This is a genomic window from Thermophagus xiamenensis (genome assembly GCF_900112795.1).
GTDB lineage: Bacteria > Bacteroidota > Bacteroidia > Bacteroidales > Marinilabiliaceae > Thermophagus > Thermophagus xiamenensis.
In genome coordinates this window covers 174,397-196,914 of record NZ_FONA01000002.1, presented here as the reverse complement: position 1 = coordinate 196,914, position 22,518 = coordinate 174,397, and the positions used below count along the sequence as shown (strand labels likewise).

Annotated in this window: 13 protein-coding genes and 3 tRNA genes; 5 read left to right on the top strand and 11 right to left on the bottom strand. The window is 37.4% G+C overall.

The features are described from left to right. Window positions 1-52: 52 nt before the first annotated feature. The 5 genes from BM130_RS01820 to BM130_RS01795 all read right to left on the bottom strand — a co-directional run bounded on the left by BM130_RS01820 (window position 53) and on the right by BM130_RS01795 (window position 6,304). Window positions 53-1,792, bottom strand: a complete 1,740-nt coding sequence (locus tag BM130_RS01820) for an ABC transporter ATP-binding protein (protein WP_010528714.1) — start codon at window positions 1,790-1,792, stop codon at window positions 53-55. 4 nt (window positions 1,793-1,796) lie between these two features. Then, the gene (locus tag BM130_RS01815; RefSeq protein ID WP_010528713.1) at window positions 1,797-3,158 is read right to left on the bottom strand and encodes a glutamate--cysteine ligase; all 1,362 of its coding nucleotides are present in this window, start codon (window positions 3,156-3,158) and stop codon (window positions 1,797-1,799) included. A gap of 333 nt (window positions 3,159-3,491) precedes the next feature. Further along, complete coding sequence (locus tag BM130_RS01805; RefSeq protein ID WP_010528712.1) at window positions 3,492-4,502, bottom strand: hypothetical protein; 1,011 nt, start codon at window positions 4,500-4,502, stop codon at window positions 3,492-3,494. A 208-nt stretch (window positions 4,503-4,710) separates the two neighbouring features. Continuing rightward, the gene (locus tag BM130_RS01800; protein ID WP_010528711.1) at window positions 4,711-5,448 is read right to left on the bottom strand and encodes a LytR/AlgR family response regulator transcription factor; all 738 of its coding nucleotides are present in this window, start codon (window positions 5,446-5,448) and stop codon (window positions 4,711-4,713) included. Then, window positions 5,441-6,304 carry a LytR/AlgR family response regulator transcription factor gene (locus tag BM130_RS01795; protein WP_010528710.1) on the bottom strand — a complete coding sequence of 288 codons (864 nt, stop codon included), beginning with the start codon at window positions 6,302-6,304 and terminating at the stop codon, window positions 5,441-5,443. The genes BM130_RS01800 and BM130_RS01795 overlap by 8 nt, the downstream gene beginning before the upstream one ends. 652 nt (window positions 6,305-6,956) lie before the next feature. On the opposite strand from BM130_RS01795, the gene BM130_RS01790 reads away from it, so the two are divergent. The 3 genes from BM130_RS01790 to BM130_RS01780 all read left to right on the top strand — a co-directional run bounded on the left by BM130_RS01790 (window position 6,957) and on the right by BM130_RS01780 (window position 8,463). After that, the gene (locus BM130_RS01790) at window positions 6,957-8,135 is read left to right on the top strand and encodes a DUF6051 family protein (RefSeq protein WP_010528709.1); all 1,179 of its coding nucleotides are present in this window, start codon (window positions 6,957-6,959) and stop codon (window positions 8,133-8,135) included. 175 nt (window positions 8,136-8,310) lie between these two features. After that, window positions 8,311-8,383, top strand: a tRNA-Gly gene (locus BM130_RS01785). Window positions 8,384-8,391: 8 nt separating this feature from the next. After that, window positions 8,392-8,463: transfer RNA gene (locus BM130_RS01780), tRNA-Thr, on the top strand. Window positions 8,464-8,844: 381 nt separating this feature from the next. On the opposite strand, the gene BM130_RS01775 is transcribed toward BM130_RS01780, so the two are convergent. From BM130_RS01775 to BM130_RS01760, 4 genes are all read right to left on the bottom strand, one after another. Next, window positions 8,845-13,260, bottom strand: a complete 4,416-nt coding sequence (locus BM130_RS01775) for a M6 family metalloprotease domain-containing protein (RefSeq protein ID WP_010528708.1) — start codon at window positions 13,258-13,260, stop codon at window positions 8,845-8,847. Window positions 13,261-13,555: 295 nt separating this feature from the next. Further along, window positions 13,556-16,057, bottom strand: a complete 2,502-nt coding sequence (locus BM130_RS01770; protein WP_010528707.1) for an endonuclease MutS2 — start codon at window positions 16,055-16,057, stop codon at window positions 13,556-13,558. 105 nt (window positions 16,058-16,162) lie between these two features. After that, window positions 16,163-16,564 (bottom strand): hypothetical protein, encoded by a 402-nt coding sequence (locus BM130_RS01765; protein ID WP_010528706.1) that lies wholly within the window; start codon window positions 16,562-16,564, stop codon window positions 16,163-16,165. Window positions 16,565-16,629: 65 nt separating this feature from the next. Further along, window positions 16,630-17,208, bottom strand: coding sequence for an RNA polymerase sigma factor (locus tag BM130_RS01760; protein ID WP_010528705.1), 579 nt, complete (start codon window positions 17,206-17,208; stop codon window positions 16,630-16,632). A gap of 145 nt (window positions 17,209-17,353) precedes the next feature. Here BM130_RS01760 and BM130_RS01755 point away from each other — a divergent pair, with 145 nt between their 5' ends. Beyond that, the gene (locus BM130_RS01755; protein ID WP_010528704.1) at window positions 17,354-17,707 is read left to right on the top strand and encodes a DUF6249 domain-containing protein; all 354 of its coding nucleotides are present in this window, start codon (window positions 17,354-17,356) and stop codon (window positions 17,705-17,707) included. A 700-nt stretch (window positions 17,708-18,407) separates the two neighbouring features. Here BM130_RS01755 and BM130_RS01750 read toward each other — a convergent pair. Continuing rightward, a tRNA-Met gene (locus tag BM130_RS01750) sits at window positions 18,408-18,481 on the bottom strand. A gap of 128 nt (window positions 18,482-18,609) precedes the next feature. After that, entirely contained in the window at window positions 18,610-19,578 is a 969-nt protein-coding gene (locus tag BM130_RS01745; protein ID WP_010528703.1) for a DnaJ C-terminal domain-containing protein, read from the bottom strand. Between the two features lie 243 nt (window positions 19,579-19,821). On the opposite strand from BM130_RS01745, the gene BM130_RS01740 reads away from it, so the two are divergent. Next, window positions 19,822-22,299, top strand: coding sequence for a hybrid sensor histidine kinase/response regulator (locus BM130_RS01740; protein ID WP_010528702.1), 2,478 nt, complete (start codon window positions 19,822-19,824; stop codon window positions 22,297-22,299). The last annotated feature ends 219 nt before the right edge of the window (window positions 22,300-22,518 follow it).

Sequence of the window (22,518 nt, the reverse complement as noted above, 5' to 3'; positions counted from 1 at the left end):
TGTTTATGATATTATTGCGGTGCTCCAATTTTAAAAATCTCTTTGTCTTGAACTATTTTTGAATTTCCCAGGTTTTTCGGTAAAAGTCTGATTGTTTTAATAGGTCTTCATGGGACCCGATGGCTTCGATGGTTCCATTGTTGAGCACTACAGTAAAATCTGTTTTTTCCAAAACACTAATTCTATTTGATACGATAATCAAAGTCTCTGCCGGTCGGTGGTCGAATAATTCGCGAATCATGAACCGTTCGGTGTCAGTATCAACCGCAGAAAACACATCATCCAAAATTAGCAATTTGGATGGGGAATAGAGCGCTCGGGCCAGGCTGATGCGTTGTTTTTGTCCTCCGGAAAGCATGATGCCTTTTTCGCCGACCAATGTTTTCTCTTGTTGGGGAAATCGGGTCAGTTCTTCTGCCAATGCACTTCTGAAAAGGACTTCATTAAGTGGTAGTGTTACATTTTTATATTTGGAACCAAAGCGAATATTGTTTTCGATAGTGTCGGAAAAAAGAAAGAGGTCTTGCGATACAGTCTTAACCACGGATCGAATATCTTGACCAGTGAGTTCGGTAATGTCAATTTCTCCAAAGAAAACTTGGCCCGGATCTGGCCGCAGATACCCATTAAGAATGTTAATCAAAGTTGTTTTTCCCGACCCTACTTTCCCGGTAATACCGATGGTTTGGCCGGGTTTTATGGTAAATGAGATGTTTTTTAGTTCAGAATGATTACCGTTAGGGTAGGTATATGTTAGATTTTTTAAAGTAATGCCTTTATTCAATAATTTTTTTTGTTTGTAGGGAGGCAAAGGTTTTTTATCCGAATCTACTCCTTTTCGGTTCAAAATGGTTTGAAGGCTGGATATGCCCACAAATCCTTGCTGCATAATGGTTAATACCCATCCAAGTCCCATGATAGGATGGGTCAGAAGAGCTGAATAAGCAATGTAGGCAGTGAGTTCTCCAATGGTAAAAGATCCTTTTATAACAAAAATGCCCCCGGAAAAAAGAATTACTATTTTGAGGATTTGTTCCAAATTGCCCAGAAGAGGCATAATAAATGAGCGAACCCAGGTAATTTTCATGGTGTACTTAAATAGCGATAAGTTTACTTTGCTTTGTTCTGATTCTGCCCATTTGAAAACGTTATAACTTTTTATAATACTATTGCCTGAAAGGAAGGAAATGGTCATTCCCGATAGTTTTTGGAGAGCGTCCATTCGTCGATGCGTATTCTTAACCATTATCACTAGTCCAACTCTGACAATAATAAAAATAGTCACTATAGGAATAAAACAATAGAGTGTTAGAGTAGGGGATAATTGCCACATTTTGTAGGGAGTTACCGAAAGTGAAAAGAGAATATTTCCCAGTTGGAGTAATCCAAATCCGGTGATTAATCTGACTCCGTTAATGTCGTTGTTGACTCTTGAGATTATTGATCCGGTACTGTTTTGATCAAAATAATCTTTTCCAAATGAGGATAATTTCCGGAATAATTCGCCTTTTAGTTGCTTTTCAATTAGGCGAGCCGGAACAAAGATAAGTATGCGCGAAAGTGTTCGGACTATGATAAGGACAAATGCCAGAGCAAAAAGAATAATGATATAGCGGTAAAATTCTTGGTGATTGGCTAAAGCCCCTTTGTTAATGGTATCAATACTTCTGCGAATATAATCTGGAATGGTGACAGATGTCCAAATGGTGAGGCCAAGGAAAATAAAACCTCCCAAGTACCACCATCTGTACCTATAAGTATATTTTAACAAAAAGGCGAGTTTAGATATCATATTTCTAGTGGCTTGACGGTTCTTCTTGTGGCATGCATTCCATTAATTTGGAAAAATCGCCGTTCCATTCGTTTTTGTATTTATGTAAAATTTTTTCAGCCTGGGTAATCCCCGAATCAGCAATTTCCATTATCGGCCAAAGGTACCGATCTTCGTTATCAATATCTAGCTTCCTGGCTCTTCGGGAAAGTCCTTCCGCAGATATTTTCAATATTTTAGAGGCAATGTTTCTGGCATTCAATTCATTGGTAGCAGCATGCAGCGCTTTTACGGGAACCATTTCTCTTAATTTTTTAATGGAAAGCAGGTCCCATTGTTTAATGATGGAATATGCCTCATCCAAAGCCTCCTGATCATACAACAGGCCGACCCAAAAGGCCGATAAGGCAGCGATATGTGATACACAACTGGCATCTGCCCCGCGCATTTCTATATATTTTTTTAATCTAACATCCGGGAAAACGGTTGATACGTGTGTTTCCCAATCGTTCAGCGTGGGTTTTAACTTGTGTTGGCCGTTTAGGAATGCCCGAAAAGTGATGTTGTTACAATTTAGATATTTCCCATCCCGGATGATGAAGTACATGGGGATATCCAGCAAGTAATCGACCCACCTTTCAAAGCCAAAATCATCTTCAAACAGGAAGGGTAGAAACCCACAACGGTCAGGATCGGTATGATTCCATATATGAGCTCTATAACTCAAATAGCCATTGGGTTTTCCTTCGGAAAAAGGTGAGTTGGCAAACAATGCGGTAACCACAGGTTGAAGGGCTTGTGAAACACGCATTTTCTGAATCATATCCTTTTCACAACTATAATCCAGATTGACCTGAATAGTGGCAGTACGTGTCATCATGTCATGGCCCAGATCCCCTTTAGTGGGCATATAAGCTTTCATGATTCTGTATCGCTCTTTAGGCATCCAATAAATGTCTTCGGATTTGCTGATAGGGTCAAAACCTAGGGCAACCGAAATAACACCCATCTCACGACAAAGCAGGCTGAGGTCTTCGAAATGTCTTCGCGTTTCACAATAGGTTTGATGTATGTTGTGAAAATTTTTGCCAGACAGTTCAAATTGCCCTCCGGGTTCTAAGGAAATAGATGCTCCATCTTTGGTTAATCCAATAAGGTTCTCGTTTTCGAAAAGAGGTTTCCATCCTTTTTCCTGAAAAAGTTTCAGAATTTGTCGGATGCCCGGATGGGTATCATAGCCTAAACGTTTAAGGGTTTGTTTGTTGTATAGAAATTTTTCATGTTCGGTACCAATTCCCCACTGTTCTGGTTGTTTACTCCCTCTCTCAAAATATTCAATGAGCTGATTTTTATTGGATAGCTCGATGATGTTTTCCTTATCTTTCATATCAGAAAATGTTTATAAATATCGGTAAAGGCTATTGCCATTTATGCTTATTCGTGTAAAGTTAATTTGCTGTTTTACTTTATAGTTTGTAATGGTCAATATTGGCTTCCCTGACTCACATTCGACCAAGTTAATGTCATCGCATTTGAATGGGTTATTGCGAATTTTTTGCTTTGCATAAGCCTGATCGATTGGGGAAACTATTTTTCCTGCAAGGCATGTGACTGCTAGATTCATTTTTGGCTTTCACTCTTCTTTCTGAAAATTTTTTTGCTTTGGCTATAGTCACCATGTTTCATTAACGATTGTTTGATCTGAAGACCCCAAAACAGGTTATTTAGAATTTAAAATACAATCCAATACATATTTTTCTACATGTCGATTTTTTCCGATATATGGATAGTTGTGCATCGAGAGCATGGCGGGGGCATTTAACTCTACAACGATGTAGTTATTTTCTGACGGTTCAGCTTCAATATCTTTAATAATAATATCGATACCGGCGATTTTAAGTCCTGCAGCTTTGGCCGCTTTGATTGCTATATGTTTGTAAAAATTAGGCATTTCATCTGTTACATCAATACTGTCGCCACCGGTACTGAGGTTAGAGTTTTTTCGTAAGAAAATTTTCTCGCCTCGTTTAGGAATACTATCGGTTGTTAATTGCTGTACTTCTAAATGTCGTTTTACTTCATCGTCAATCTTAATTTTTAGAAGTGGATGAGTATAATCGTCACCACGATATTTATTCTTTTCTTCGATAAGTTGGGCAATGGTTTGTTTTCCATCACCTACCACATTGGCAGGCTCTCGAAAAGCAACTGCTCTTACCTGAAAATCGATGACTAAAAAACGATATTCCCGGCCAGGAAAATATTCCTCAATAATCGCTTTGGATGAATATCGGAAGGCATGTGAGAGTGCTGCCAAAAGCTCTTGTTGGGTTTGAATATTCGTGCTTACAGCAATGCCATGATCGGTATTTGCCGGTTTTACTACTACCGGATATTGGATTTCTGGCAGTTGTTTCGTGTCAATATCTTTTGTTAGTAGAAGTCCATGTGCATGTCGGATGTTATTTCTTTTCAGAAATTGTTTGGTCATCCATTTGTCGTTGGAAATCCAATAAGCAATCAAAGAATTGGCATCCGAGATAGTGCCTTCGTGAATAATGTATTCTTTGTTTTTATATTGAACCGCAATAAGGTTATTATCAGGATCAATAATTTCAAAAGGGAGGGACCTTTTTTGTATTTCTTCGATAATGATTTGGGTTGTGGCTTCGAAATGTTCGTATCCCTTCAACGGCTTAAAGCAGTAAGTAGATTTCGGTACCAATTGCATAAGGCTAACTTTTGCTGCAAAGGTAGAATGTTTTTTTGAAATCGTTGTTTGGGGATTACCGGAAACTGGTCAACGATAAAAAATTGATTTTTTAGTGGTATGGATTAAAGTGGAAGAGGGGCTTAAGTTATTTTTGAATTGATTAAAATAATGAAAATGATATTTTTAAGAAAGGAAGTCTGTTTAACCTATGGCAAGCTAGCAGAGATTATTTGAAATAATCATCCATTCGTTTAATTCCCGGTTTGGAAATTTTCAGGACAATATCTTTTTCGCCATCGAACATGACGCATTGTTTTTGGGTTCGATTGACTTCTCGCAAATAGTTAATATTTATAACAACAGATCTAGAAATTCGTAGTAAATAATCTCTGTTGAGCAGCGGTAATACTTTTCCTAAATTTTGGGTGATATATTGGTCTTCCTGACTTGCAAAAACAATTTTAGTGTACATATGGTCGGCTTGGAGATAAATGATATCGGAGGGGTCTATCAAAATAAAGCCATTTAAAGTATTGAATTTTATCAAATGAGGTTGGGGTGTTGAATTTTGGGATAATTTGGCTGAGGCATTAAGTTCAATCTCTAATAACTTGTTTATTTTTTGTAAACATTTATGTAAACGTTCCTGGCTGACCGGCTTTAGTATATAGTCAATGATATTGTATTCAAAGGCTTCTATGGCATATTTGTCATAAGCCGATACAAAAACAATTTTTGTGTTACATTCATGAAAAAATAACTCTCGGGCAATATCTAATCCTGATTTTTCTCGCAAATGAATGTCGAGAAAAAGAACATGCGGTTTAATTTGATAAATATTTTGGAGTAATTGATCGGAGGTTGAAAAAGTAGCAACCACTTCATAATTGAAAAAACTGTTTACCATTTTACTGAGCACCGAAAGGGCGCCGGGCTCATCATCTACAATAACTACTTTATACATGTCGATGATTTGATTGTTTACGCCTTTCAAAAAAACTCTTTACTGTAGGTGCATATCCTCTGGATACAGGAATATTTATGCTTTCATGGGGACACTCAATTTGTAATTTAAGGTTGTTTCCCACCTTTTTTACCGTAGTTACTTTGTTGACATTAACCATGTAAGATCGGTGACACCTTAATAATATCGTATCTCCAAATTCCTTTTCTATATTTTTAAGTGTGTTCCTGACTAACGCATTTTTGAGCTGATTGTTTTGAGTATATTTTATAGAAACGTAGTTGTCTAATGATTCCAGGTAAAGAAGATCATTAATTTTTAAGGAAATTCTCAATATTCCTTTTTCATCATGAAACGATATAAAACTGGTGTTGTTTCTGATTTGTTGAAGCAAGTTGTTGAAACTGATGGTCTTTTCTTTCCAGGCAAAATATAAAAGGCTAATTATATATGGAATTAACAAAATTAGAGATGTATTTTCGAGGGCACGTAAAAGAAGATAGAAAAATGTACGCTGATCATGCATCACTGTTTTCTGAAGTGAGGCATATAAAATACCCATAAAGAAAATTTCCCCAAATACCATTAACACGTAGTAGCGTATAGTTACTGGCTTTTTCTTTTTTATTAGAAACATCAGAAATATACGGCTTAGCAAGACTACAAGCATTCCGACTATAACCAGTAGTCCAGAGTAAAAAGAGAATTCCCACCACGATATATTGAACCATTCTCCTGAACCAAAAGGTTTATAGATGTTGATAAATACGTAGGCAAAAAAAGAGGTGAAAAGTATTTGTAATATAGTATTTTTCCTGGTTACAAAGTATGCTGGTATTTGTTTTCTCTTGCTCATAGGAAAAAACTTGTTTATAATTAAATCATCAATTTTACTATCCTACTGATCTTTTTTAATGAGCATATGGCATTTCTATAAAGTATTTAATTATTTACTTGATTGGTTGGACCTAAGAATTAGGTCTCAGTTAATAATTTTTGATTTTTTTGTGATTGAGGTAAACAATTAATTTAATTTTGTTAGTCATGCTGGGTAGCCTAATCACCAATTCTTTTTTTCTTGTGTCTGCGCGTTTGTTATACATGATAATGGATACCGTCGCCTGCTCGTTTCAATTGTGAAAAAATACTAATAAAACATATTTTTAAATCATATTTTAGGGAATTTCCATACTTTCTACTCTTCTGGACGATAAGATAAATTCACTGCAATTTCATCGCTGTATTTTCAATTATTGAGAAAGAAATGCTTTTGGTTTCTTTTATTGTTGATTAACATTGAGTTGGCAAATTTATGAGAATCATTTATTTTAATTCGTTTCATGCAAATATGGTGATTTTTTTATAAAAACCATTTACCCCACAATAATTTCATTTATCCCACGGTGGACTCCATTTATCCCATAATGGTGTCGTATCCTACATTGTAGATGATTGTTTGGAGATTTTAATGCTATTTTGAAGTTGTATTTTAATAAGGAAGGAATTGCATGTTCATATTTCAAGAATTACATATCCAACTGAAAAAACAATTTAATTTAAATGAACCTGTTCATCCTGTGGATGACAATGTGGTAATTCATACCTTCCCTTTTGAATCAAAATCATTAAAGGATCAATCTAGTGTGTTGTTGAACAGTAATTTTGATGATTCAATTAACAGTCTGGATTTATTTGATATCAATAATAATAAAAATCAATATTTCAGATATTCGGTTTTTGAGCCGGTAAAGAGACAAGACCGTAATAGGGCAATACTATTATTACATGGGTTGAATGAGCGTTCATGGGAGAAATATTTGTCATGGGCCTATGTTTTGGCATTAGAGACAGGGATTCCTGTAATATTGTTCCCCCTGGCCAATCATATTAACAGGTCGCCCATTTCATGGAGTGTTCCACGGCAGATGATTAAAGTTGTGGGGTTGAGAGAAAAAAGCTATGGGAAAATCAGGAATAGTACTTTTGTGAATGCAGCACTAAGTGAACGAATGGATTTGGTCCCCGAGTTATTCGTTTATTCGGGAATTCAATCAGTGGCCGATTTGGTTACATTATCGCAACAAATAATTAGGGGGAAACATCCCCTCTTTAATGCTGGTACAGCAGTGGATTTCTTTTCCTATTCGATCGGAGCTTTTGTAACTGAAGTTTTATTGCTTTCCAACCCGTTTAATTTATATGATGATAGTCGTGCCTTTTTCTTTTGCGGAGGGTCTACGTTTGATCAAATGGATGGTCGTTCCAGGACCATATTGGACGACCGGGCTTTTGAACGGTTAAAAACTTTTCTCCTTCAAACCGATTTTTCCGCGTTAAAAAGAAAATTCCCAGGCTTCCTAATGCCTGTGGGCGAAATGATCTGGGATGCGTTTACTTCTGTGATCTCATTGGAGAGATTCAGAAAAAAACCGGTGAAAACGCTACAGAGGGTTATTCAAAATATCAAAGCCATTGGATTGAAAAAAGATCTAGTAATACCGGGTGAAGCCATTTATAAAACATTGAAAATAGATCCAAAAAGTAATGTTAGAGTAATAGATTTTGACTTTAGCTACTCACATGAGGCTCCATTTCCCATAGCAAATAATGCTGTTTCTTGGAAAGTAGACCGTTCATTTAAAAATATTTTTAATGAAGCCTCGGGTTATTTCCTTGACAGGTCATAATAGCTAAAATTTTGATAATCTTTAATTCTGCTCTCCATAGGCAAAAGTCGTTGCAAAAACGTTTGCAGCGGCTTTTCCATTTTTTTGAAAGAAATTTGACTAAAACCGTTTTGTTGAAACCAAATTTTTTATACTTTTGCAGCGCTTATCAGAAAAACGAACTGATAATAGAATTGCGGAAATAGCTCAGTTGGTAGAGCACGACCTTGCCAAGGTCGGGGTCGCGGGTTCGAGTCCCGTTTTCCGCTCTAATGTTGCCGATGTAGCTCAGTGGTAGAGCGCTTCCTTGGTAAGGAAGAGGTCACGGGTTCAACTCCCGTCATTGGCTCGCTTGAAAATCAAGTAAATTAAAGGCTCTGATTAGGTTCAGGGCCTTTTTTGTTGTGTGCCTGCCTGGTAAAATATGCTTTTGTTGTGATATACCCTCTTGATCATCCTTGTTTCGCTCTGTGCCACACAGAGGTTACTCTGTGTAACACTGTGCAACAACAAGATTTATAGTACGCTGTTCGGTATTGACAAAAAATATCAAGGACTTTTTAGACACCCTTTCCTACTCGATTATACATTTTTTGACTATTAATATATTCGAATTCTTCTTTAAGTAAATCTTGAATCTCTTTTATCTTTTAATGGTATATTGTTGCTTACCTGGTAAAATTTAAGTTCAATTAAGGTTAGTTTGCCCAAAGCAATATTGACTATATGATTATAAATTGCTCTGCTTAACTACCTTTATACGATGGGTTTCATTATTATTGGCTCTTATTAATAGTAAATAAATGCCGGGTTTAAAGGTCGACAAATTAATAGTAACAGCAGGGCCACTGTTTATTTGCATTGTTTTAACGGGTTTACCTGTAATGTCGTAAAAGAAAAGTGTGCATGGTTGATCTGGTAAATTGCTAAGGGTGGCCTTGTTTGTAACCGGATTGGGGGAAAAAGAAACGGAAGAAAGAGATGGCTCTTCAATGTTGGTGCTCAGTGAATCTAGAACTACCTCAACCAGAGTATCGGAATTGATCAATAATTGATTTTGAAATTCCTGAAAATCGGTTGCAGATATGGTGTATGCCAATAGACTATCGCTGCCGACCATTGAAAAAGAGGCTTCGCCGTTGCTATCAGTTGATTTACTTTCGTTATTGAAGGTAATTTCTGCATTTTCTATGGGATTATTTTCCGAATCTTTAACAATAAAAAGGACTGAAAGGCAGGGTTCGATCCAAATTGATGCTGTGGGTTCTGATTCCATTTTTACGTCAGGATAATAAGCTCTGACTTGATACTCATATTCTCTGCATTCCGGAACTACATCGATAAATGAATTTTGTGTGAAACCATAAGTCCGGTCTGTTTCAGTCTCATTTCTGTAAATGATATATTCAACATTTCCATTATAGAGAGAAGGCGTTTGGTAACCAATTGTCCTGTTTTCTTTTTTTGGGGATTTATAGGAATAATAATTTCCTGAATCTCTGGGTGGGGTGATTGATTTCGATGAAAGATTTAAAGAAGTTAACTGCTTCAGTTCAGGGGTTTCTGTTGGTGGACCTATTTTGATATCATCGATAAGAAGTGCAAAGGTGTTATAACCGATACTTTGAACAGCTACTTCTATGTTTTGGCCATTAAAATCAGACCCTAAAGGAAGTTGGTAGTGTGTCCAGGATTCCGGAACTTCTTCGTTTTCTAACAATGTTGTCCATTCCGTTTCGCCCTCTGGACGCACTTTAATATTGATAACTTCGCGGCCCCAATCACCGGCATCCAGCGTTCGGGCCATGAGTGAAAAGTAATCTCCTTCTTGTATAAGGGTTGGTGGGGAAATCAACCAGTCATTACTCTGAACTTCCTGGGCAGAAAATGCTATTAACACCTTACTGCCAGACCAGGCAGTGATGTCGTAATCCATCTGACATACCTCATCTGAGTAAACGTCAAATACCATGAATGCCATTGGATCATTTTCACCCGGCCAGGTGATGGTTCGTATGCCATAGGTGTCCGCCCCGTCTTTGTCGAGGAATTGCCATCCGCTTATCTCTTTGGAATAAGTAATATAGCGTTCAAAATTTTCGTTTATGACCGGCGACCATTCCAAACTGATAGTTCTATTGTTTTTGGTTGCGGATAAGTGGGTGGGAGGTAAAGGAACAAAATTACGTAAAGTTGCCGTAATGGTTTGAGGTTGATTTGGAATAAACCTTCTGGAAACAGCTATATATCCATCTTTGGTGATATTAAAACGTTCATATTGATATTCATTGTGAATTGCCTTTAATGTGGCTTCGCCATTTACGTTAGTATATAATGTATCTTCACCATATTCTATCAAAGCGTTTTCGAGCGGATTACCATCTGAATCAATGACTGTTACGGTGATTTCGTAAATATTGGCCTGAGTACTAAAAGTGGTTGATGAACCGGTGATTTCATAACAATAAAATGGGGTATAGTATTCAAAAAAACTTAAATAATAGTCAGATGTATGTTCGAGTCCGGTAAGGGTCATAGAGGTTTCCGTTCCGTTATAAATAACATAGGTGTCGTTAGGAAGCGCATCGCCTTCCCCAAATTCACTGTTTGCAGTATATGCCACCCCGTTTTGGGGAATTTCTGTGATGGCTGCACCTTTTCTGGCTAGTATTAATACAGCATCGCCATTACCTCTGGTCCATGTTAAATGCATAGAACTTTTTGTAATATTATCCGCCGCAACGTTTGAAGTGGAAATATTAGGAATAATATTGCAATCGGAAGCCAAAAAAACCTCCACACTGTCAATTCCTATTCCATGTCCGTAATTACTAGTTCCTTCAAAGGCTATTTTCAATGGTTCGGAATAGGGTATTTCTAGTCTTCGTTCGGTCCATTCAGGGGTATGATTGTTAAAGTAGGCAATTTCTTCCCATTGTGTTTCTGATTCTTTTTTTATTAAAACTTTCAATTCATCCTGGTCGCCTTCCCATACAGGCATTAAGTGACGGAAACGAAGAAAATAGGTTTTGTTGCTTTCCAATTCAAGAGTGGGCGAGACAAGTCTTGTTGTTTGAGGAATATAACTATTTGAAAAAAAAGAGGCATAACTTTCACCACTCCATGGATCAACAATTATCTCATTAACATATAGTTGTTTGTTCGACCATGCTATTTCGCCCGAAATAAATTCCTGTACCCATTCAGTGAGCCCATATTCAAAGCCATCAGACCATGGAAGAGAGGTGATTGGTGGGGGATCGGTAACACTACTATCTTTTAAGCTCTGGGAATAACCCGTGCCTTTATTACTCCAGGCCGCATAATAGTACTGAGTTGATGAAGAAAGGCCGAAATGAACGTAACTGGTGTCACTACTGCCGTAAAATAGTACAGTTCCGCCCCCATCAATGGTCTCTCCAATATTGTATTCTTGTCCATCAATAGGGTTACCAAATAAACCATCTTCACTCCAGGCTATCAATACAGGATGATTCTCGGAAGAGGGTGTCCACATAAGTTCAATAGACTGATGATTTCGGGCAGAAGCATTGAAATAGAGCGGTGTCCCGTCCTGTATAAACATGAAGTCAAAAGAGATAACGCTGTCGGTAAGAGAAATATTGGTTAAGCTTCTGTTAAAACTTTGTCCATCCCAGGTTTGGGTGGAGGGGGTACTGTAGTCGGTAAGTTCAGTAACTTGAGCGGTTCCGGGGAACGGGCAGGAGGGATCGTTAATTGTCCCATTGGCTGCAATAGGATAGAAGCCTTGATGGTTATCTATATTGATTGTGTTGACATAACGTCTTTGATTTATTAGGTTTTCATCAACATGGTAAACCAAAAGGCCGCTTCCCGGTATGAAAGCATCAAATCCGATTCGACGTCTGTTCTCAAGTAGCAAATATTCACCCTCTACGGGACTATTAATACGCAATGCCTGTTTGGAGGAGTATATGGGTGCGAGTTGAATGGTTGCCGGCTGGTTGATGATAGATACATCAATCCAGCCTAATTCTGCTTTTGAAAAGGGATTATGATGTGCCGGTGATGAGCCAATGGGCGATCCGTTGTAAGTTCCGCTGGCCATAATATCCCAATCGCCTGTTCCGGTATATTGACCATTCAATTCTTCATCTACATCATAGAAATCAGGCAGTCCGAGATTATGCCCAAATTCGTGACAAATTACACCTATGCTGTTCATTTTCTCCGTATAACCTAGCAATTCAGGCTGGATGGTGTATTGGTCAACAACTACTCCGTTAAAAGTTCGTTGTGCTTCGGGAACTCCCCATGATGAAAAGGAAAAAGAATGTGACCATATATCGCTTGTGTCGCCGGTTACCTCCTGTCCAGGCCCTTGGTGAATGATGGCCACTCCTTCAACCACGCCATCGCCGTCGTTGTCAAAAGCGGAAAAGTCAATACCTGCATCAGCGGCTGCCTGAATGGCATGTAGAGCAAATTCTTTCCATTTGTCTTCAGGGCCGTAATAGTCGTGGGTTCCAGGGACGTTAACCCACTCTGTAACCGTTGTATGAACGTTTAATAATCCACCGCTTACTTCTTTGTAATAATCTTTAAAACTTCCTGTGTTGCTATAACCTTCTTCGTTCATAAATGCGTTAAAGTCGGATGTAGAGTAGGAAGGGTTGGTATCCTGAAAATTGGCAAGGATAAGCAATAACGAAGGCTCCCCCTTTGAAGGGAAAAAAGTGGTCATTATTGAACTTTTGAGCAGTTTGTTGTAGCGTAACTGTCGTTTTTCCAATATTTTATCTTTGGTAACTCCGATGTTTTTGGTTATTGTGGAAAGAAATTGTTTTTCATCATCATCACGTTGCTCCGGATCGGAAGCACGAATTCCTGAGGGCGTAATAACACCTGATTTTAATTGAGAGGCATATTCAAAAAAACCAATTTTATTTTTAATGATTCTGTAGCCATCAATGGTCGTGAGCCAGTTAAACCATTCATCGCCATGAATTCTTATGGTAATTACTGATCCGTCGGGCTGTATGATCTTTTGTGGAAAGGGGAGAGCACCGACAGAACTGGCCGGTTGTGAATAAAACATCAGGAAAAAGATACTCCATAAAAAGTGAAGACGAATAGTTGCTTTTATTGAATAAAAATTCCCCATAATGTTTAATGTTTGGCAGGGTATTAAAATAAACTTGTTCTTTCTAATTTATTTTAGTTAAATATATGCTTTTTGTTAACGGTTGGAATAAAAAAATGTTCCTTATTTATTTTTGTGTCAATTTTTTCTGTATAAACCGTAAGGACCGATCTTGACCAGGAATGCTTGTTATAGCTGAAATAGGAATACTATCTGTTAACGTTATGTGCAGCATCCCATTATGGCATGTCATATTTTCCAGACTGGTTTTATCAAGCCTTTGGTATGCTTTGTCTTTTAACAGATTTCCAGGTAATTAACCCAATTCTACAATAGTGATTCCGGCACCACCGTATTGAACATGTTCATCTCTAAAATTAGAAACAAATGGTAAGGTAGCTAAATGTTGTCGAATTTGTTCCCGCAAAATACCGTTGCCTTTTCCATGAAGGATCTTTACCGTTTGAATATCGCATAAAAGTGCTTCATCGAGATGTTCGAGAACTTTGGCTACGGCCTCGTCTGCTCGCAACCCCCGGACATCGATGTCGGGCGAGAAATTTATTTTTTTGCTTCGTATTTTTTCGGAAATATTACTGCTAACAACGTTGTTTTGCCGAATAGCTTTTTTAAATTCATTTTTACTAATACGTTCGAGCCGAGAGGCTTTAACAGTTGTTATGAGCTGGCCAAAAGCCACAACAGCTTCTTTTTTATTAATTTCAATAATTTCTCCGGGAATCGATTGTCCTTCTAGTTTTACGGGATCGCCGGGTGCCAGTTGCCTGATTTCATTTTGGGTGTTTTCTGTATCGTTAATTGGTTTATTGCTTACTTGCTCATCTGGTTTTTTTTGTTTTTTCCTGTTCTGCCGTTCCTTGATTTTTTGGATTTTTTTCTCTAATTGTTTTTGGGTGTCATTATCGATAGAGGCATGTTTAATTTCCTCCTTAATTTGGTCAATATTTTTTCTTATGGTTCGGGTTTTTTCTTTTTCGGCCTGAGCCTCCCTGATCTCGCGTATGGTTTTTTCAATTTCTTTGTTAGCCGAAGCCAGTAAATCACCTGCTTCTTTTCGGGCAGTTTCTATAATTTGGTCTCTCTCGTTTTTTAACTTTTCAAGTTCTTTTTCGTATTTGGCCAGAACTTTTTCCAATTTTTTTTCGCGTTCGCGGACCATTTCGCGTTTTTTCTCCCAGTAGCGTTTGTCGCGAATGATTTCACGTAAGTGTTTGTCAAAATTTATATGTTCTTCTCCCAACTGGTTCTTCGCCGATTGAAGGATTTCCTCAGGCAATCCTGTTTTTCTGGCAATTTCAAAGGCAAAAGAGCTACCAGGTTGGCCTATTTCTAATTTAAAGAGCGGTTCTATTTTATGAGTATCGAAAAGCATGGCGCCGTTAATGATGCCTTTGTTTTCGGAAGCAAAATGTTTGAGGTTAGTATAATGGGTGGTAATGACTCCAAAAACTTTTTGTTTGTTTAACTGAGCCAATACCGCTTCGGCAATGGCGCCCCCCAGCATTGGCTCTGTGCCGGTACCAAATTCATCAATAAGTAATAGAGTGCGGTTATTAGAATGACGTAAAAAATATTTCATGTTCATAAGGTGGGAACTGTAAGTACTCAAGTCGTTCTCTATAGATTGTTCGTCGCCAATGTCCATGAAAATTCGATCGAAGAAGCCCATCTGAGAATTTTCACCTACCGGAACCGGAAGACCGCACTGCAACATATATTGGAGTAGTCCTACAGTTTGAAGACATACCGATTTTCCACCGGCATTGGGCCCCGAAATAAGTAGAATTCGGTTTTGTTGAGTTAGTTCTATATCGAGCGGAACTACCGGCTTCCCGGATGATTGGTGCTGAAGATATAGAAGAGGGTGTACTGCCTTTTCCCAGCGAAAGGAGGTTTCATGTCGCATTGGTGGTACAACAGCATTTATGCTTTTGGCAAATCGGGCTTTGGCACGAATAAAATCGATAATCCCCAAAAAATTGAAGGCGTGCAACATCTCTTCCAAATAGGGACGCAAAAAGTTGGATAGTTCAGAAAGAATTTTCGTGAGCTCTCGTCGTTCAGCGTATTCCAACTCCCTTATTTCGTTATTGATTTCAACAATTTCGGCAGGTTCGATATAGGCTGTTTTCCCTGTTGCCGATTCATCATGTACAATGCCCTGTATTTTTCTTTTGTTAGCTGAGTTTACCGGAATAACTGCTCTTCCGTCACGGATAGTAACCGAGGCATCGGCGTCAACTATACCCGACTGACGAGCTTTACGCAATACTTCCTGCATTTTGCCCGAAATACTCTTTTGCTTGTGTCGTATCTCTTGGCGGATGCGGTACAACTCTGCACTGGCATTGTCCCTAACCTCACCTTTTTTATTAATGATTGAATCAATTCTTTCAAGTACGGCAGGATAAACCTTAACGGTGGCCGATAGCTCATGTAAGGAAGGATATAGTTCTTTGTCTTTTGATTGTATGAAGCGTACAATATTTCGTATCGTACCTAACGATCTTCTCAAATCAAAGAGTTCGTGAGCTTCCAGAAAAAGACCTTCTACTTTTAGTTTTTTTAATGGTTCTCGAAGATCAAAGAAGTGTTCGGCAGGCATGGCTTGTCCGTCATCTTCAATATGAAGCATTTCATGTGTCTGACGGAGCCATAACTCAACATTGCTGAAATGGTTGGAAAAGGTCATCTTGTCGATGCGCTCTTTCCCCATAGGGCTTAAGCAGCCCTGACGAATGTATTCACGAATCTTATGAAAATAAAGCTTGGTTTCAAATGTTTCCGGATAAATCACGTCTCTTTTGTTTTTTGCAAAATTAACCAAAAGATTGGTGATATCTTGATTGGGAGAATTTTACTTTGCCACCCTGCTTAAATGTGCTTGATGAATGTTTGCAAATTATATGTTGGAGAGTTTCCTGAAGAAATAATCCAATGCCAATAATAATCCCACCGCCAGAAATGTACCTACAAATATTAAATGGACCGGTTTTATCCATGAAAATAGAAAGCGAAAAGAATCATTGAGGTTATTCAACAGCTGTAAACCATCCTGACGAAAAACTCCCGCATCCATGAAAAAACCGATTATGAAAACAACAACAATTCCTGAAATGATCCAAAAACGATTCCGTTTATTGACTACCGGTGTAAAATATTCTGATTGAGAAATCCATTCGTGTAATACTCGATCCATAACTTTTTTGTTGAAGTCGGGTGAAGGTATTTTCTCGGGTTGAAAACTATTTTGGAATAACTGTTTCCACTTTTGATCCTCTTGTATTAATTCTTTTTTAGACATAGTCTTTTCTGTTTGTCTACAATTTAAACCTTAAGAAAAATGTTCTCGATTGCTATTTTAGGAGCCTACAAAAGCGAATTGGTCTCTAATTTGAGTAATATTTTTAATTCGTTATGTAGTTTAAGCCGAGCTCTAAACAGTCTTACCTTTACGTTGGTTGCTGAATATCCCGTAATTTTAGCAATTTCTTCTATATTAAGATCTTCGTAATAGTACAATATTAAAATAAAAGATTCTTCTCCTTTTAAACGGGAGAGTGCTTCATTCAAAAAGCGTTTTCGGTCTTCTCTTTCTAATAATTGACCTGTAATGTTATCATCAGTTAACGGACTATTTTCGTTTGATATATTTTCTTTATATGAAAGATTATGTTTTTTGTTTTGTCTGATTTTAGATATAGCCTGATGAAATGTAATTTGATAAATCCATGTGGAAAAGGACGCTCTTCCTTCAAAACTAGCTAATGCCTGAAAGGCTTTTAGAAATGCATCCTGGGCCACCTCTTCAGCATCAGATTTATTTTTGGTTATTTGAAATGCTAAAGTGTAAACCATATGCCGATACCGATCGATAAGTACCGAAAAAGCGGCTACATCTCCTTTTAAAACTTGTTTAATAATAATTTTGTCATCTTTTGTGCGCATCGTGAAAGTGAGACGTGTTAACAAGGGTTCTGGTTACAGATTATCCGATAATTTTTTTAGGAATTTTTTGTAACCAATGGAAAATTGGACGCGTCCAATAGGCAAAACAAATAAAGATTTATGAACAATTTAAAAATAAGAAATTATGGGAGTTGAAGTAATAGTACCGGTTGCATTTTTTAGTATGATTTTCGGAATAACAGTTTTGGTATCCTATTTTCGAAACAGGCGTATTGAACGAACGGCACTTATAGCGTCAGGAAGAGATGCCTCTATTTTTAAGGAAGAAGGGAAAAAGAATATGATTAATTCTTTGAAATATGGCATATTTTTATTGGGATTGGCTATAGGATTTATAGTGGGTGATTTATTGGCTGTTAATGGTTATCTTTCTGATGCAGTGGCATATATTTCTATGGTTTTGTTCTTTGGTGGTTTTTCTCTCTTAATATTTTATTTCTTGGTTAGACGAAAAAAATCCTTGGTAGAAGAGCATTAATGGATATTTATTGATTTGTTTTATTACATAAAATCATTGATTTCTAAATTTGTCTGACGAAGGGTAACTGTTGAATTTCTGTTATTTCTATGTTTGGGGTTAACATTAATTAACTTATTTTGTTGGGGGTTTTGTTTAATTATTAGTCATATTTGTAAATGGGATTTTTTCATAAAACTTAGATTTAAAATAACTGGGTAAAGGAACCTGATTTAAGTGGTTCCTTTTTCCAGTTGTATTTTTAACCTCGTTTAACCGCCTTTGTGTCTTTTTAAGGGGATTTAAGCATATCTTTGTAACAGATTTTTTTTCATAGATTTGGATTTGGTTAACAAAGCTGATTTAAGGGGAAAGGACAGTGCTTCATAGTAGCTGTCCTTTTTTTGTTGTTGAAAGCTAAATTACGCTCTAAAATTAGTGAAGTTAACAAGCTTTAAGGCAGTTTTGCTGTTCTTAATAATAATAATGCTCATATTTGCACAGTAGATTTTTTTCATAGACTTGGATTTGGTTAGCAAATGCTGATTTAAAGGGAAAGAGGTTGTTTTAGGCAGCCTCTTTTTTTATTTCTTTTTCTCAAAGATGTTTCTTCAGGGAATTTAAGCGTTTTGAATTTTTTGAAGAAGTTAGTATTGGATTTCGTGTAATTTGCTACAATAAAAAAAGAGTTACAACCTCAAAGGTTATAACTCTTTTTTTGTAGCGAGAGGCGGGCTTGAACCGCCGACCTCATGATTATGAATCATGCGCTCTAACCAGCTGAGCTACCTCGCCATTTCTGTTTTTGCGGTTGCAAATGTAGGGCTTTTACGAATATTCTCCAATTAAAAACGGGGGAAATTTTCCATTTTTCGAATTGATATTTCTTAATTGTTTCACAGACCGAATGTTGTAACGTTTGTTTAATTATTGTAACGATGTAAATCTCTCAGTTGTTGAAATAGCCTTTCTTCTTGTTCGGTGAGATTATCCGGTATATTTACTTTCAATTTGAGCAATAAATCACCATATTTCCCGGGTTCATTATAAATTGGCATTCCCTTTCCTTTAATTCTTAATACTTTATCTGGTTGAGAAGCTTTAGGTATGTTAATATTAATTCTACCATCTAGAGTCTGTATGGTAACTTTCCCGCCCAAAATGGCGGTATAAAGATCTATAGGAACTTCCTTTAGGATGTTATGTCCCTGTACTTTAAAGTCTGATTGAGGGCGAATTCTGATTTTGAGGTATAGATCGCCATTAGGTCCGCCGCCTATACCTTTCCGCCCGTTTCCTTTAACCCTTAATTCCTGTCCTTCGTAGGCCCCTGGTTTGGTGTGTATTTTCAGTTTATGGCCATCAACGTTCAATATTTTTGTTGTACCATGATAAGCTTCGTAAATTGATAGTTCTATTTCGGCATGCAAGTCCTTTCCTTTGGTAGTGTGGCGGTTCCCATATCGTTGAGATCGAGAACCTCCAAAATTGCCAAAAAACATATTGAAGAAATCGGAAAAACCGCTATCTCTATCACCAAACCAATCCTTTAAATCTTCTTCGAAATGGAAAGTTGTGCTATGACCTTGGTTTTGTGAGCCAAATTGTGACCAGTTAAAACCGCCAAAACCATAATGCTCATTGGCGCCGAAGCCTGCTTGCTCATATTGTTCCCAGTTTGCTCCTAATTGGTCATACTTTGCCCGTTTTTCAGGGTCTTTTAGTACTTCATAGGCCTCGTTGATTTCCTTAAAGCGTTCTTCGACACTTTTATCACCCGGATTTTTATCAGGATGATATTGTATTGCCAGTTTTCGGTACGCTTTTTTTATTTCCTCTTGACTAGCTTGCCTGGATACCCCTAATATTTTGTAATAATCTTTATATTGCATTTTTAAATCTATTTTTCACGCCTCAATACAAAGTTTAGACCATCAGAAATGACTGGTTGAGTTGGCGTCAAAATGACTTAAAGGTCACATATACAGTGGTGTAGGTTTGACAAATTGACATCGTTACAATGTATTTTTAGGTTGCTGGATAAGGTCACTAGTTTGAGTGTTAAAGGTGTGAATGATAGATTTACAATACCATAAACAACTAATTTCGATGCGAATAAAATTTATTCAATAAAAATGAGAAAAAATTGGCCAGACCAATACATCAATACTAAAGTAACTGCAGGATTTATTTTGTTATTAATAGTTGCTGTTCTTGCTTTTGGAATCAATTATTTTGGAGTGGTTAGACATCTGAAAAGCCATCCGCAAAATGATCCGGTGGGGCAAAGGCTTTTATTGCTAAATGAACTAATTCTTAAAATGCAGGAAGTTGACCGGGCTACCAGAATTTATGTGCTTACCGGCAGGCAACGGGACCGTAGCAATTTCCATGCTTTAAACGATTCGGTTCAACTCTTGCTCAACAGGCTTGGCTGGTATTTCCCAGATTCTGTATTCCAATTAAAAGTAGATACCCTTAAAGAATTGTACGATCAAAAATGCCAACATATAGAGCAACTTTTTGAGTTAAGTGATATTAATCGTTATCGTCAACGGTATGAAGATATTTTAATTCTTCTGCCGGATAGTTTTAACTATCAGATAAGTCATATTACCTATATGCATCTTAGAGTCGATTCGGTTGAAACCACAGAACAATCCAAATCAGGCGAGGAAAAAAACTCTTTTTTAGGGCGAATAGCGCGATTTTTAAGTGGTTCAAAAGAAGAGGAGGACACGGTGCGGATAGCACCCACACCAAAAATCAGGCAAATAGTTGATTCTTCCTTGATTACGCAGGTAAGAAAAGATCCCGCCATTGAAAAAGTAAAAGAACAGCTCCAGGTTTTAATTAAACAGGATCGTCATTTCTCTAACCTGTTGCTTACCAGAGAAAGAGCTTTGTCTCAACTGGATGATCAATTAACCCAAACAATCCGCCAAATATTGTATCAACTGCAACAGGAGGCTCTTGCCGAATCCGATCGATACCAAAGTAGATTGGGGCTTATGCGAAAAGATTTACTGCATGAGTTGATCTTTCTGGGAATATCGGCACTAATTATCATTTTCGGGTTTGTTATATGGATTAATCGTGATTTGAAAAAAAGTCGAAACCTTAAAGAGCAGCTGGTAAAATCAAAAGAAAAGGTTGAGTCTTTAATGAAAATCAAAGAGCGCTTTTTGGCCAATATGAGTCACGAAATTCGAACCCCGCTTACCTCTATCATTGGGTTTTCTGAACTGTTAAAAACTGATAATGCCAATGCAGAAATTATTCATAATTCAGCCCATCATCTTTTAGCTTTAGTGAATGATATACTGGATATGTCACAAATGAATGAAGGGAAACTGACGCTTCAGCAAGAAACCATTTTCCCCGAAGAACTGATTAAAGAGGTTTGGCAATTCTTTATTCGAAAAGCTCGGCAAAAGAATCTTCATTTCACCTACTCTGTAATAAATGAAGTTCCGGTTTTCCGAGGCGACAAAACCCGTTTACAACAAATACTTATTAATTTGGTAGGTAACGCCGTTAAATTTACCGATGAAGGGGAGGTGTGGATATGTCTTCGTAAAGAGGATAATTCGCTTCTTTTCGAGGTGGGCGATACCGGTCCGGGAATTTCCGAATCTGATTCTGCTGACATATTTGAAGAATTTACTCGACTCCATTCCGAAACTATTGCAAGTGCCGGCGGTTCCGGTTTAGGCCTCTCTATTAGCAAAAAACTGGTGGAAGCAATGGAGGGGGCCATTGGCTATCAAAATAACAAAGATAAAGGTTGTACTTTCTGGTTTCGTATTCCGTTGCAATTGCCGGAAATAAATCAACCCAAGACCAAATCTCCAAATCTCGAAGAATTGGGATTTAATAATATCCTGGTGGTGGATGATGATCCACTTATTCTGCAATTATTGCAGGGATTTCTTCAGCATCATTCAAACGTTAGGGGAGTTTCTTCACCCAAAGAGGCTGCTAAGATAATCGAAGAAGAAGCTTTTGATCTAATAATTACCGATTATCGAATGCCGGAAATAAGTGGAATTGATTTTATTAAAATGATACGGGAAAAAAATAATGTTCCGATGTTGTTGCTTTCGGCTGCCGCTAATCAATATCTTTTGGATGAAATAGAAAGAATAAAAAATGTTGCATTTTTGCCAAAACCATTTTCAAAAAGTGATCTCATAAATTCCTTGGGCCGGTTAAGGAATAAAAATATTGCTGTCAATGAATTTGATTATCAAAATCCTAATATAGCTTCTTCTCTTTTCGATTTGACGAGTGTTCTTAACTTTACCGGAAATGACAAAGCTTTCTTTGCCTCTGTGGTGATGGTTTTTGTTAACGAGACCAATGAAAATATAGCAAAGCTTTCTGGTTTGGTTCGAAAAAAGGAGTATGAGCCTATTCCCGACCTGGCCCATAAAATGCTTACCGGATTTCGTCAATATTCTATTGATGAGGGAATATCAATTTTAAAAGGGATAGAAGTGATGGGCAAACATTGTGATTATGCTCAATTAAAAAAGAGCTTAAAACGGTTGAAAACACTTTGGAAGCAGGTGGAAAAAGATTTGGTAAATGTTTTGGAGGGGATGGAATAGCTTATGCTTGTGTGAGTTGTAGGTAGAAGTGGTTCTCAGATGGATTTATCGTTCCATTTTTTTAGTTGCAAAAAGCTTTATCAGGTTTCACGTGTTTTTTTGAATCGGTAAAGCTTTTGTTCGTATGAAATTTATTTAGCCTATTGGCCGAATCTTAAAAATATTTTTTGGGGGTTAGTTAATCGTTGCCAGAGAAACGAATACTATTGGCTGACCACT

Bases quoted from the DNA above. Each gene is read 5' to 3' on its own strand.
- BM130_RS01820 (WP_010528714.1), bottom strand. From the start codon at position 1,792: ATGATATCTAAACTCGCCTTTTTGTTAAAATATACTTATAGGTACAGA.
- BM130_RS01815 (WP_010528713.1), bottom strand. From the start codon at position 3,158: ATGAAAGATAAGGAAAACATCATCGAGCTATCCAATAAAAATCAGCTC.
- BM130_RS01805 (WP_010528712.1), bottom strand. From the start codon at position 4,502: ATGCAATTGGTACCGAAATCTACTTACTGCTTTAAGCCGTTGAAGGGA.
- BM130_RS01800 (WP_010528711.1), bottom strand. From the start codon at position 5,448: ATGTATAAAGTAGTTATTGTAGATGATGAGCCCGGCGCCCTTTCGGTG.
- BM130_RS01795 (WP_010528710.1), bottom strand. From the start codon at position 6,304: ATGAGCAAGAGAAAACAAATACCAGCATACTTTGTAACCAGGAAAAAT.
- BM130_RS01790 (WP_010528709.1), top strand. From the start codon at position 6,957: ATGTTCATATTTCAAGAATTACATATCCAACTGAAAAAACAATTTAAT.
- BM130_RS01775 (WP_010528708.1), bottom strand. From the start codon at position 13,260: ATGGGGAATTTTTATTCAATAAAAGCAACTATTCGTCTTCACTTTTTA.
- BM130_RS01765 (WP_010528706.1), bottom strand. From the start codon at position 16,564: ATGTCTAAAAAAGAATTAATACAAGAGGATCAAAAGTGGAAACAGTTA.
- BM130_RS01760 (WP_010528705.1), bottom strand. From the start codon at position 17,208: ATGCGCACAAAAGATGACAAAATTATTATTAAACAAGTTTTAAAAGGA.
- BM130_RS01755 (WP_010528704.1), top strand. From the start codon at position 17,354: ATGGGAGTTGAAGTAATAGTACCGGTTGCATTTTTTAGTATGATTTTC.
- BM130_RS01745 (WP_010528703.1), bottom strand. From the start codon at position 19,578: ATGCAATATAAAGATTATTACAAAATATTAGGGGTATCCAGGCAAGCT.
- BM130_RS01740 (WP_010528702.1), top strand. From the start codon at position 19,822: ATGAGAAAAAATTGGCCAGACCAATACATCAATACTAAAGTAACTGCA.